Origin of the sequence: Serratia sp. Res13-Sevr-LER1-36-b, assembly GCF_015673035.1 — a bacterium.
GTDB lineage: Bacteria > Pseudomonadota > Gammaproteobacteria > Enterobacterales > Enterobacteriaceae > Chania > Chania fonticola_C.
In genome coordinates this window covers 323,424-335,973 of the sequence record NZ_JADACK010000044.1, presented here as the reverse complement: position 1 = coordinate 335,973, position 12,550 = coordinate 323,424, and the positions used below count along the sequence as shown (strand labels likewise).

General features: G+C 54.3%; 13 protein-coding genes. 7 read left to right on the top strand and 6 right to left on the bottom strand.

The window, feature by feature from the left end; translation table 11 throughout:
- Positions 1 to 65 precede the first annotated feature (65 nt).
- The 4 genes from trmB (at position 66) to IMQ33_RS25355 (ending at position 2,872) form a co-directional block, all read left to right on the top strand.
- The gene (trmB, locus tag IMQ33_RS25370; protein WP_021806299.1) at positions 66 to 785 is read left to right on the top strand and encodes a tRNA (guanosine(46)-N7)-methyltransferase TrmB; all 720 of its coding nucleotides are present in this window, start codon (positions 66 to 68) and stop codon (positions 783 to 785) included.
- Positions 785 to 1,111 carry a YggL family protein gene (locus IMQ33_RS25365; RefSeq protein WP_065684560.1) on the top strand — a complete coding sequence of 109 codons (327 nt, stop codon included), beginning with the start codon at positions 785 to 787 and terminating at the stop codon, positions 1,109 to 1,111. Before trmB ends, IMQ33_RS25365 begins: the two co-directional genes overlap by 1 nt.
- Before the next feature lie 80 nt (positions 1,112 to 1,191).
- The gene (gene glsB, locus IMQ33_RS25360) at positions 1,192 to 2,115 is read left to right on the top strand and encodes a glutaminase B (RefSeq protein ID WP_024528367.1); all 924 of its coding nucleotides are present in this window, start codon (positions 1,192 to 1,194) and stop codon (positions 2,113 to 2,115) included.
- A gap of 40 nt (positions 2,116 to 2,155) precedes the next feature.
- Positions 2,156 to 2,872, top strand: coding sequence for a DUF2884 domain-containing protein (locus IMQ33_RS25355; RefSeq protein WP_065684559.1), 717 nt, complete (start codon positions 2,156 to 2,158; stop codon positions 2,870 to 2,872).
- A 111-nt stretch (positions 2,873 to 2,983) separates the two neighbouring features.
- Here the strand turns inward: IMQ33_RS25355 and hemW are convergent, their stop codons facing one another.
- The 6 genes from hemW to IMQ33_RS25325 form a co-directional block, all read right to left on the bottom strand.
- Complete coding sequence (hemW, locus tag IMQ33_RS25350) at positions 2,984 to 4,135, bottom strand: radical SAM family heme chaperone HemW (protein WP_173408750.1); 1,152 nt, start codon at positions 4,133 to 4,135, stop codon at positions 2,984 to 2,986.
- Positions 4,125 to 4,721: an RdgB/HAM1 family non-canonical purine NTP pyrophosphatase gene (gene rdgB / locus IMQ33_RS25345; RefSeq protein ID WP_024528364.1), complete on the bottom strand. Its 597-nt coding sequence runs from the start codon at positions 4,719 to 4,721 to the stop codon at positions 4,125 to 4,127. The genes hemW and rdgB overlap by 11 nt, the downstream gene beginning before the upstream one ends.
- A gap of 17 nt (positions 4,722 to 4,738) precedes the next feature.
- Positions 4,739 to 5,029 carry a DUF167 family protein YggU gene (yggU, locus tag IMQ33_RS25340; RefSeq protein ID WP_024528363.1) on the bottom strand — a complete coding sequence of 97 codons (291 nt, stop codon included), beginning with the start codon at positions 5,027 to 5,029 and terminating at the stop codon, positions 4,739 to 4,741.
- Positions 5,026 to 5,580 (bottom strand): YggT family protein, encoded by a 555-nt coding sequence (locus tag IMQ33_RS25335; protein WP_021179666.1) that lies wholly within the window; start codon positions 5,578 to 5,580, stop codon positions 5,026 to 5,028. Before IMQ33_RS25335 ends, yggU begins: the two co-directional genes overlap by 4 nt.
- Positions 5,581 to 5,662: 82 nt before the next feature.
- Positions 5,663 to 6,484, bottom strand: coding sequence for a pyrroline-5-carboxylate reductase (proC, locus tag IMQ33_RS25330; protein WP_065684557.1), 822 nt, complete (start codon positions 6,482 to 6,484; stop codon positions 5,663 to 5,665).
- A gap of 10 nt (positions 6,485 to 6,494) precedes the next feature.
- Positions 6,495 to 7,208, bottom strand: coding sequence for a YggS family pyridoxal phosphate-dependent enzyme (locus IMQ33_RS25325; RefSeq protein WP_024528361.1), 714 nt, complete (start codon positions 7,206 to 7,208; stop codon positions 6,495 to 6,497).
- A gap of 20 nt (positions 7,209 to 7,228) precedes the next feature.
- Here IMQ33_RS25325 and IMQ33_RS25320 point away from each other — a divergent pair, with 20 nt between their 5' ends.
- The 3 genes from IMQ33_RS25320 to IMQ33_RS25310 all read left to right on the top strand — a co-directional run bounded on the left by IMQ33_RS25320 (position 7,229) and on the right by IMQ33_RS25310 (position 12,534).
- On the top strand, positions 7,229 to 8,221 hold the full coding sequence (locus IMQ33_RS25320; protein WP_024528360.1) for a type IV pilus twitching motility protein PilT: 993 nt from the start codon (positions 7,229 to 7,231) through the stop codon (positions 8,219 to 8,221).
- 172 nt (positions 8,222 to 8,393) lie between these two features.
- Positions 8,394 to 9,026 carry a response regulator transcription factor gene (locus tag IMQ33_RS25315; protein ID WP_196062715.1) on the top strand — a complete coding sequence of 211 codons (633 nt, stop codon included), beginning with the start codon at positions 8,394 to 8,396 and terminating at the stop codon, positions 9,024 to 9,026.
- Between the two features lie 136 nt (positions 9,027 to 9,162).
- The gene (locus tag IMQ33_RS25310; protein WP_196062714.1) at positions 9,163 to 12,534 is read left to right on the top strand and encodes a transporter substrate-binding domain-containing protein; all 3,372 of its coding nucleotides are present in this window, start codon (positions 9,163 to 9,165) and stop codon (positions 12,532 to 12,534) included.
- Positions 12,535 to 12,550 lie beyond the last annotated feature (16 nt).

Genomic DNA, 12,550 nt, shown 5'->3' with positions numbered 1-12,550 from the left:
TAAAGCAAGGTATCTTTGCATAATGCGCGTTCCCCTAATTGGCAGCCAAATAGACAGAAAGCACTATGATTAATGACGTCATCTCCCCAGAATTTGATGAGAACGGCCGCGCGATGCGCCGTATCCGCAGTTTTGTTCGCCGCCAGGGGCGGTTGACCAAAGGCCAGCAGCAGGCGCTGGACAACTATTGGCCGGTGATGGGCGTGGAATATCAGGCTGAACCTGTCGATATCGCCGCGCTGTTTGGCCGTGAAGCGCCAACCGTGCTGGAGATTGGTTTTGGCATGGGGGCTTCGCTGGTCACCATGGCGGGCAATAACCCGCAGCAGAATTTCCTGGGGATCGAGGTCCATTCGCCGGGCGTGGGTGCCTGTCTGGCCGATGCCCATGAGGCGGAGTTGGCCAACCTGCGGGTGATGTGCCACGATGCGGTAGAAGTCTTGCAGAATATGATCCCGGACGCTTCACTGGATATGGTGCAGTTGTTCTTCCCGGATCCGTGGCACAAGGCGCGCCACAACAAACGCCGCATCGTACAGACGCCGTTTGTTGAGCTGGTGCAGCGCAAATTAAAAGTCGGTGGCGTATTCCATATGGCCACCGACTGGCAACCCTATGCGGAACACATGCTGGAAGTCATGAGCAGCAGCGCAGGCTACCGTAATCTCTCCGAGAGCAATGATTACGTACCGCGTCCGGACTCGCGTCCGCTGACAAAATTTGAATTACGTGGCCAGCGTCTGGGACATGGCGTTTGGGATTTGATGTTTGAGAGGATGGAATAATGGCTAAGAACCGTAGTCGTCGTTTACGTAAAAAGTTGCATATCGAAGAGTTTCAGGAACTGGGCTTCTCCGTCGCCTGGCGTTTTGCCGAAGGGACCGCCGTTGAAGATATCGACAGCACCCTGGACGCGTTTATCGAGGAAGTGATCGAGCCGAACGGCCTGGCGTTTGACGGCAGTGGCTATCTGCAGTGGGAAGGTTTGATCTGCCTGCAGACGATTGGTCATTGCACCGAAGAACACCGTGAGCTGATCAAAAACTGGCTGGAAGCACGCAAGCTGAGCGATGTGAAAACCAGCGATCTGTTCGACATCTGGTGGGATTGATCCCGTCCGATTAGCATTGCCGAAGGTGCCTTAATGGCACCTTTGTTTTATCTGGTGTCCTTTCTGGAGTAGTGAGCGCGGTGGTAACAACATTAGATAACGCGTTGCTGGAGGAGATCCTGCAACAGGTACGCCCGTTGATTGGGCAAGGCAAGGTTGCAGACTATATTCCCGCGCTGGCGGAAGTTGCTGCCGATCGGCTGGCGATCGCCGTCTGTACCGTTGACGGCGAGCTGTTTCAGGCCGGGGACGCGACGGAGCGCTTTTCCATCCAGTCGATCTCCAAGGTATTGAGCCTGACGCTGGCGCTAACGCGTTATCAGGAAGGGGAAATCTGGCAGCGGGTGGGGAAAGAGCCCTCTGGCCTGCCGTTTAATTCGCTGCTGCAGTTGGAGATGGAACAGGGAAAACCGCGCAACCCGTTCATCAACCCCGGAGCGCTGGTGGTATGCGATATGCTGCAAACCCGGCTGAGTGCTCCCAAGCAGCGGATGTTGGAAGTGGTGCGCCAACTGGCAGGCGTTGATGATCTGTCGTATGACATTCGCGTGGCGCGTTCCGAATTTGAGCATTCCGATCGCAATGCCGCCATCGCCTATCTGATGAAGTCGTTCGGTAACTTCGACAATGATGTGCTGACCGTGCTGCAAACCTATTTTCACTACTGCGCGTTACGGATGAGCTGCGTTGAACTGGCACGCAGCTTTGTCTACCTGGCTAACCAGGGCCGGACGCTTGATGGTGAAGAGGTGATCAGCCCGTTACAGGCCCGGCAGATTAATGCCTTGATGATGACCAGCGGTATGTATGATGGCGCTGGTGAATTTGCTTACCGGGTTGGCATGCCGGGCAAGTCTGGAGTGGGCGGCGGTATTATCGCCATCGTCCCTGATGAACTGTCGATTGTCGTCTGGTCGCCGGAGTTGGATGCATCCGGTAACTCATTGGCGGGAACTGCGGCACTAGAACTGTTGTCTCAACGCATTAGCCGTTCGATTTTTTAACTCCATCGCACATGCGGTTGGAAGGGAGTCAGGAGAAACTATGTTAAAGAGAACCGGATTGGCCTTGCTGTTGTTAACGGCTTCACAGGCGCATGCCGAGTATCAGTGCAGCGTCAGGCCACAGGACGACGTGATTATCAGCCCACAGACCGTGCAGGTGGTGGGGGCTGGCGGTAACCTGCAAATCACCGCCGACGGCGACGTCACTCGTGATGGCAAAGCATTGAGCCTGAACGATAACCAGCGCCAGAAGGCGTTCAGCTACCAGAACGCATTGCGCAAAGATTTACCTTGGATCGATCAGGGCGCGCAGCAGCATCTGGAAAAGGCGCGGGTAGCGCTGGATAAAGTCATCGTTCAGGAGTTGGGTACTGACAGCAACGTGCGTAACCGCCTGACCACGCTCAACGATCAGTTGAAGCAGCAGATGAACCGTATCATCGAACATCGCAGCGACGGTCTCACGTTCCACCACAAGGCGATCGCTCAGGTGGAGCAGGATGGCCGCAATATCGTGCAGCAGAGCATGGGCGGCGTATTGCAGGACAGCCTGAACGAAATGGGCGTCAAGCAGGTCGCCAACAGCAATGGCAACCCGTTGCAGGCGATCATGGGCAATCTGGGTGGGCTACAGCAGGCCATCAAGAACGAATGGAATAATCAGGAGCAGGACTTCCAGAACTTTGGTCGCGACGTGTGCAAGCGCGTAACGGCTCTGGAAACCCAGCGTAAGGATCTGGTTAAGGCGCTGAACTAAGGTTTGACGTCAACAGGTTCCGTTGTTTTAAGCGCTGCACTCTTAACTCGACGGAACCTATTACCCCTGCCAGATAAGCGTGTGACAGTTGAGCCTGCAATTCTACCTAAGCTATTCTTCCGGCAAGAAAAGTTCCAACAGCGAATTAAGGAACAGTTTGCCATGCTCGGTGATCTGCCAATACTCTGGCGTCTCTTGCAGATAGCCTTTGGCTAGCGCTTCGTCCAATGGTGCGCGGATCACGCTCTCATCCAGCCCGGTATATTGGGCGAACTCAGCGCGTGGCGCCGCTTCCAGCAGGCGGAAGCGGTTCATAAAGAACTCGAATGGCCGATCGTGCGCCTCGACTTCATGCAGCTTGTCCCGATAGTCACCCCGCATAAACCCGCGCGGATGCTTGGTTTTGGCGGTGCGCAGAATGCGGCCATCGGCAAAGGTCAGCTTGCCGTGTGCGCCACAACCAATCCCCAGATAGTCGCCAAAGCGCCAGTAGTTGAGGTTGTGCTGACACTGATAACCCGGTTTTGCGTAGGCAGAGGTTTCGTACTGCTGATAACCGGCGGCACTCAACAGCTCATGCCCTTGTTCAAAGATATTCCACAGTGCGTCATCATCCGGCAATACCGGCGGGCGTGAGCTGAACAGGGTATTTGGCTCGATAGTGAGTTGATACCAGGACAGATGCGGCGGATTAAGAGCGATAGCTTGACGCAGGTCGTCCAGCGCTTCTTCCAGTGACTGATCCGGCAGGCCATGCATCAGGTCCAGATTGAAACTGCGTAAACCTAGGCCGGTTGCCAGATGTGCCGCGCGTTTGGCCTCATCCGGGCCATGAATGCGCCCCAGACGGGTTAACTTCTCGGCGCTAAAGCTTTGTACGCCAATCGAGATGCGGTTCACCCCGGCGCGCTGGTAGCCACTGAAGCGATCGGCCTCCACGGTACCTGGGTTGGCTTCCATGGTGATCTCGGCGTTATCCTCGACGTGAATGCGCGCCCGCACGCCATCCAGCAGCGCTTGCATGGCTTCAGCACTCAACAGGCTCGGCGTACCACCACCGATAAAGATGGTGCTGATTGCACGACCGCTGGCGAGCGGCAAATCGGCATCCAGATCCGCCAGCAGATGATCGACATATTCCTGGTGCGGGACTTCGCCCTTCAAGGCATGCGAGTTGAAATCACAGTATGGGCACTTTTGTACGCACCAGGGAATATGGATGTACAGGCTGAGCGGGGGCAGTTGTACGCTGTTAGCTGGCATTACGCATCGCTTCCAACATCAACTTCAACGCCTTGCCACGGTGGGAAATGGCAATTTTCTCTTCCCGCGTCAGCTCTGCTGCTGTGCAGCCCAAATCTGGTACGTAGAAGATCGGATCGTAACCGAAGCCGCCAACGCCGGCCGCTTCAAAAGTGATCTCACCGTTCCAGCAACCGTGGAATACCAGCGGGGTGGGATCTTCTGCATGGCGCATATACACCAGCACGCAATGGAATTGAGCACCGCGCTTGCCCGCAGGCACGTCTTTCAGCGTCACCAGCAGCTTGTCCAGATTCTGCTGGTCGCTGGCCTCTAAACCGGCGTAGCGGGCAGAGTAGATACCCGGAGCGCCGCCCAAGGCATCGACTGCCAGGCCAGAGTCGTCGGCAATCGCTGGAAGGCCGGTGATTTGCGCAGCATGGCGGGCTTTGAGAATAGCGTTTTCAATAAACGTCAGGCCGGTTTCTTCGGCGGAGTCTACGCCAAGATCGGTTTGTGCTACCACGTCAAAGCCGAAATCGGCCAGCAGTTCGGCGAGTTCACGCACTTTGCCGGGGTTGCCGGTGGCAAGAACGATTTTTTGCATATATAGATACCTTGAAATTATTCGATCAGCGCCGAGATGACGTCCGGGATCTGTTGCGGGTTGAGGATGCGCAGTTGCTTGTGCCGCCCCAGTTCGCCTTTCTCTATGAGCACGTTGCTTTTCGCCACTTTGAACTGCTTGGCGATAAACTTGATGAGATGAGCATTGGCCTGGCCATCAACCGGCGGTGCGGTGATGGCGACTTTTATCTCGTCGCCATGCAGGCCAATAATCTGATCGCGGCTGGCTTTGGGCTGAATATATAGCCTGACCACCAGCCCGTCCAGGTGCGTGGTGACTGCGCTCACAGCAGGAACCAGAGCTCGCCAAACAGATCCATTCCCAGGTAGTTGATAAGATACAGGATCAGGATCACTACCATCGCGGAGAAATCAATGCCGCCCATCGCCGGGATCACGCGGCGGATAGGGGCCATCAACGGCTCGGTAAGCTGGAACATCACATAGTCAATCGGGCTGCGGCCCTGGCTGATCCAACTCATCAAGGCGCGAATGATCATCACCCAGAAGATCAGGTAGCCGACGGATTTGATCAGAGAAATCAGGCCAAACAGCAAGTTGTACAGGCTGAGTGACAGGGTACCGCTCTGGATCAGCAGCAGTAGCGGATATTTGATGGTCATCAGCAGGAATGCCAACAGCAATGAGGCGCTATCTACCGGCCCCATCGAAGGAACGATGCGGCGCAGTGGGCCGACGATCGGCTGGGTGATTTTTACCACAAACTGCGAAAACGGGTTATAAAAGTCAGTGCGCGTCAGTTGCATCCAGATGCGCAACAGCAGCACCATCACGTAAATATCAACGACGGTTTTGACCAGGAAAGTCAGCGTTAGCATGTAAGTTACCCTTCTCCTTAACTTCTGGGTTATCCCCTGGGTTTTCAGACCACCTTGGCGGCCTGAAACTCATCGGGCATAGTTAAAATGATTTTTCCATTTCCTGCGCACGGGAAACAGCGGCCTGCATGGCTTTGGCAACGGTCTCTGGCAACCGTTGTTCGTTGAATACCCGCAACGCCTCGGCGGTAGTGCCCCCTTTGGAGGTCACTTGCTCACGCAGAGTGGCTAGCGAAATCTCCGGATTAGCGGCGGCCAATGCCGCAGCCCCGATAGCGGCTTGCTGCACCAGATCACGCGCGGCCTGGCTGCTGAACCCCATACGCTCGGCCTCCTGTTGCATGGCATCCATAAACAGGAAGAAATAGGCCGGTGCGCTGCCTGCCGCGGCGATCACGCCATTAATGCCGTTTTCGTCATCGACCCAGCAGACTTTACCCACCGAACTCATCAGATCGCGGGTGTAATCACGATCCTGTTGGCTAACCTGTTCGGGAGCATACAGCCCGCTCATCCCTTTACCCACTAATGAAGGGGTATTGGGCATGATGCGCACGATATTCAAGCCTTCACCAAGCATTTGATAGAAACGGCTCACCAGAATACCCGCAGCGATCGACAGCACCAGTTTACCGGAGAAATCGACCTGTTCCTGTAAAGGTAAGCAAACCTGCGCCATCATTTGCGGTTTCACCGCCAGGACCACGACGTCGGCCTGTTTTGCACAGGTGATGTTGTCTGCGCTGCTGTTGATGCCATATTCGGCGGCCAGGGCGTCACGGTTTTTTGCTGACGGCGCACAAACGCTGATGGCGGCTGCCGGATAGCCACCGGCGACCAGGCCCGCAATGATAGCGCGAGCCATATTACCGGCACCAATAAAGGTAATTTTGCGATGTTGCATCAAATCCTCGTTATACGGTGGTGTGCGAGTAGTCACGGGCACCAAAAATTGCGGTGCCGATACGAACCATCGTGCTGCCAGCGGCGATCGCTGCCTGCATATCATCTGTCATGCCCATCGACAGCGTATCCACCTGCGGATAGCGCTGCTTGAGCTCCTGGAAAGCGTCGTTCATCTGGCCGAATGTCGCCAGTTGGCGCTGATAGTCGTGTTCCGGTGCTGGGATGGCCATTAACCCACGCAAGCACAGGTTAGGCAATGCGGCTACCGCCTCTGCCAGCGCTGGCAGCTCACTCAATACAATGCCAGATTTACTCTGCTCGTCACTGATATTTATCTGGATCAGCACGTTTAACGGCGGCATTTCTGCGGGGCGCTGATCGCTCAGGCGCAGGGCAATACGCAAGCGGTCAACGGTGTGGCACCAGGCAAAGTGCTCTGCCACCAGCCTGCTTTTATTGGATTGCAGCGGGCCGATAAAGTGCCATTCCAATCCAGCCCCTTCAGGCCGCTGGGCAAAATACTGGATCTTGTCTACCCCTTCCTGCACGTAATTCTCGCCGAACGCGTGCTGGCCTGCGGCGATGGCTTGTGCGATCGCCTCCGCAGGTTTGGTTTTGCTGACTGCAAGCAATGTCACTTCTTCTGGAATGCGTGCGCAGTCTTGAGCGGCCGCGGCAATACGGCTCCTGACATCCTGCAGATTCTGTTGGATAGTGCTCATGATTAACCCGGGAGATTGATATGGATATCGATGAATTTGTGGCTCTTAGTGTAAAGCATAATGCCTCCGATCTGCACCTTTGTACCGGCCATCTGCCAATGTTACGTATCGATGGTGAACTCCAGGCCGTGGAAAGTGGGGAAATCCTTACCCAACAGCAGATGGAGGCATGGTGCCAAGCGCAGTTGTCGAAGACGATGTGGCAGCAACTCCAGCAGGTGGGGCAGCTCGATCTGGCGTTAGCCCTTGCTGGTGGCACCCGGCTGCGTGCCAATTTCTTTTTGCAGAATACCGGGGTCTCCGTGGCGTTACGCAGGATCGCCAGCCAGTGCCCCACGTTGGCCGAACTGACCACCCCGGAAATTATTCCGGCGCTGCTGCAGCGCGAAGATGGCTTGATACTCGTCACCGGCGCTACCGGCAGCGGCAAGTCGACCACGTTGGCGGCGATGATCGACTTTATTAATCGGCATCAGCGCCGCCATATCCTCACGCTGGAAGATCCGATCGAGTTTATCCATCGTAGCCAGCGTTCCCTGATTCAGCAGCGCGAGTTAGGGCGGGATACCCACAGTTTTGACGATGCGTTGCGGGCCGCACTGCGTGAGGATCCAGACGTGATCCTGCTGGGGGAACTGCGTGATACCACCACCGTTCGGCTGGCGTTGACCGCGGCAGAAACCGGCCATTTAGTCTTGGCTACCTTGCATACCCGCAGCGCGCCACAGGCGGTGGAACGGCTGGTGGATGTTTTCCCGGCGGAAGAGAAAGCCTATGTTCGGGCTCAGTTGGCCAGTAGCCTGCAGGCGGTGATCGCGCAAAAGCTGCTGAGCAAGCCCGGGGGAGGGCGTGTTGCCATTTACGAGATCCTCACGGCCACGGCGGCGGTGAGCAGCATGATCCGCGAAGGGAAAACTCATCAGTTGGTCAGCGTATTGCAAACTGGTGCGCAGTCAGGCATGCAAACTTTTGAACAGGGTCTGCAACAGCGTGTTGCGCAGGGAATATTATAATGCCACAATCAATTAACTATTCTCCCCCTTATTTTTAATTGCAATCAATAGCACAGAGGTTGTGTGCGAGAGCGAAGTATATTGGTAACTTAAGTGCGAACCCCGTTGCACTATTAAGCAGCTATCTTTGCGCTGTTATTTTTAGGATTAGTATTAGGATAAGGATATTCTTATGAGTTCCTGGCTGATTGTTGACGATCACCCTGCAATTTGTTTCGCTGTGAAAGCAATTTTATCTTCATTAGGTAATGACTCGATCTTTACCGCAACTAACGGTCTGGATGCCATGGCGCAAATAAGGGAAAATACGCCTAAGCTGGTAATCCTTGATATCATGCTGAACAAAATGGATGGGCTGCAGATCCTACAGCATATTCGCCAGGTAGACAGCGCTATTAAAGTAGTGGTCTATACCAGCCTGCCCACGGGGAGCTACGCAGAAAGAGCGTTGCGTGCCGGAGCTAGCGGCTTTTTCAACAAGGATCAGGATATCAGCCAATTGGCTCCATTGTGCCAGTTGGTGCTGCAAGGCTATGCCTGTTTTCCACAGATTACTCTGATGCCTTTGCTAAACGCACCGCAAAAAAACAAGAATAATCTTACGAATCTTTCCGATCGTGAACTGACCGTGTTACGGTATTTGTCAGAGGGCCTTAGCAATAAGGAAATAGCCGAACGTCTGATTTTGAGTAATAAAACCATCAGCACTTATAAGACACGTCTGATGGAAAAACTAAAAGTTAGCAGTACAGAAGATTTAGTGGCTTTTTTTCATCATCAGAGCGAACGACCTGACGATGAATAAATTCCTTTTGATACTTTTGTTTTTTTGCTTTGGTGTTTCCGCTGGGGAAGCTCCAGCATTTCGTGAAACTAATTTGCTTAGCCGTAGCCAGGTTCAATTATCCGAACCCGAGCTAACCAGTGATGATTGGCAATGGTTGCGCCGTAAACGTGTGCTGGTTTTCGGCATTGCGGCCCCCAATTATTCTCCTTTTGATATCATCAGTGGCACCCGGGATTATGGGGGTATCAATGCTGATTACCTGGGGATCATTGGCTATAACCTTAACGTACAGATAAAGGTGCGTTACTACGAAGATGCCTCAGCCCTGCGGCGTAGTCTGGATAAGGGAGAAGTCGATCTGATCGGCAATGTCGCTGCAAAAAACGTAGCCGATCCCGACATGCTGCTTTCTACGCCTTATGTCTCTGCCTCACCGGCATTGGTGGTGCGCACCGACAGTCTGCTGCAACAGAATCCCCCCAAGCGCATTGCTATCGAACGCCTATACAGTGGTAATCAGAGTTTGGTAGCAAGCTTTCCGGCGGATTATCAGGTTTTTGACATACCGCGTCGGGCGCTGGAGGCGTTGTCGTTCAAGAAGCTGGACGCTTTTATTGGTGATGCCACGGTGGCTCGCTATTTAATCAATCAGGGCAACCTGAACAATCTGCGTTTGCAATTGCTGCCACAGCAGGACATCAAAGGTTTCTCCTTTGGCATGGCCAGCGGGAATGTGCGTTTACAGCGAATACTGAACGCTGTTTTAGCGAGCATTCCGGAAAGCACCCATGCAGAGATCCAGAGCCGCTGGAATGGCGGGATCCCCATGTCACAAAGCGATGAACACCTACTGCTGACCTCACTGGAAAGAAAGTGGGTGGAAGAACATCCCAGGGTGCGCTTGGCCGTTAATGGCGATTTTGCCCCTCTGGGCTTCTTCGACGTTCAGGGGGAGTTCCGCGGTCTGACAGCCGATGTGATGGAGGCTATCTCTAGCCGTATAGGGCTCAAGTTTGACATCATCCGCGCGCAATCACTGCAAGACTCCCTGGATGCGGTGAAAACCGGCAGGGCGGACATTGTCGCTGGCGTGACGTTAGATGCAATCTGGCCTAACGGGTTGCTGACGACTCGATCTTATTTATTCAACTCTTGGGTATTGCTGGGGATCCAGGAGCAGATTAGCCATGATCCGCCGCAGTTGATTGCTCTGGTGGCAGGGCACCCTCTGCAGGTTCTTTTGCGGGAACAGTACCCCGATAGCCGGATCATTACCGTGCCTTCACCCCAAGCCGGTATTGAGGCGCTAAAAGCGGGAAAGGCAGAAGCACTCGTGTTGCCGATGATTAGCGCCGATTACTTCCTGGCTCGGGAGCCCTCCTCGGGGTTAAGTATTCTGAGTGCTCTGGATATTGAACCGGCGCGTTTTGTGATTGGTGTCTCTGGCAATGAGTATCCCCTGGCAACTATCCTCGACAAGGCATTGCTGAATATCCCCCCAGAGGATATCCATGCGATGACCAGCAATTGGTATAACAATACCTATCTGCTTGAAGGGACCCCGGGCGATGGAAAATTGCTTGCCCACTGTTATTCCACAGCGTGGTTACTGATCGTTCTGTTGCTGGCAATGCTGGTGATAGTCTTGGTTATCAGCCGGTTGCGCAATAATCGCCGCCTGGTGCAGCGTTGCCAGGCGGTCATCGATAGCGTGCCCTTGCCGATTTACATCACCAATCTGAAAGACCAGATAGTGATGGCGAATACGCCGTTTTTTAATGCCATCAATGTTCCAGCAGAGACGGTGATCGGTAGCTCACTGGAGAACTACTCACTGCAGTTACCTGTTGCGTTGGATATTGGCCGGGGCGGTGAGCAGGAACCGGTTTTATCTGTTATGCAGTTTGGGGGCCAGTCGCGCATTTTGCAGCAGTGGGGCCAATTGCTGATTACTGAAGATCAGCGTGCTGAAGGAAAAATTGGCGGGTGGTTCGATGTGACCGAACGCGATCGCCTGATTGCTCAGTTACAGCAGGCGAAGGAGCGTGCTGACAGTGCCAACCGGGCTAAAACCACCTTCCTGGCCACCATGAGCCATGAGATCCGCACTCCGCTCAATGCCATTATCGGCATGTTGGAACTGTTGCTGAACCGCCCGCAGCGGGAGGAAGCTTTAGATCGAGAACTGCTGAGCGTTGCACATGAGTCCGCCCATTCTCTGCTGGCCTTGATTGGAGACATTCTTGATATCTCACGCATTGAGGCGGACCGTCTGATCCTGCATCCACAGCGTGCAGATATCCGTCGCCTGATTGAAGCCGTGGCGATGTTATTTGACGGTGTGGCACGCCAAAAAGGGTTAGCGTTCAGGTTGGATATTGACGCGGAGATCACCGGCGATGTGTTAGTTGATCCCATGCGTTTCAAGCAGGTGCTATCCAATCTGGTGAGTAATGCCATCAAGTTTACCGAGCAGGGACAGGTCACACTCAGTGTCGCGGTCGATCAGATTAGCGAAGAACGAGCGGATCTGCGGCTACGTGTTTCTGATACTGGCAAGGGGATTGATGCAGCCACTCAAGAGCGTCTTTTCCAACCCTTTACTCAGGGCAATGGAGAGGCTGGCGGGACAGGGCTTGGGCTGTATATTTGCCGCAAGCTGGTGGAGATGATGGGGGGAACCATCGCATTGAACAGTGAGGTTGGGATTGGCAGCGACGTCACCGTGCTGCTTTCGGTGCCGAGATTGCTGAAATTCCCCCCTCAAACACCTCTGGAGGAACCAGCCCCGATGGCACCATCCCAACTGCGGGTACTGATCGTTGAAGATCATCCAGCGGGCAGAATGTTATTGACCCAACAGTTGCAGTTTCTAGGCCATCAGCCTAGTGCGGTGGGGGATGGGGAGCAGGCGCTGCAGTTGTTGGAGCAGGAGAGCTTCAACCTGATTATCACCGACTGCCAGATGCCTGAACGCGATGGTTACAGCCTGAGCCGCCAAATCAGGCACCTCGAGCGTGAACAGCAGTCCGTTCCTACGGTGATCTGGGGGCTGACGGCCAATGCGCAAGAAAGTGCACGGGAGGCATGTCTGCAGGCGGGAATGGATGACTGCCTGTTCAAGCCGGTTAACCTGAGCATATTAAAAATGAAATTGTCTACGCTGCCACTGACTGATGCGGGACGCAGTGAAGAGGAACCTGCGTTTGTCGTGGAAGATTTGCCAGCGGAATTGCGCCAGCCAAAGGTATTGCAAGAGTTCATCCAAACGTTGCTGGATTGTTTACAGGAAGACTGCACGCAACTTGCCATGGACATGAAGCAACAACCGATGGACCTGATAAGCATACGGGCGTTGGCTCATAAATTGGCCGGTGCTGCCCGGTTGGTGAATGCTGAAAAATTGAATCAAGCTTGTCAGTCATTGCATGACAACCCCGTTCAGGCAACCGCAACGGCGGTGCAGGGGGAAGCGCAACGGCTGCTCAGCACCTTAAGTAGGCTACAACGGACTACAGGAGAATAGTCCCTTCCTACAGAGT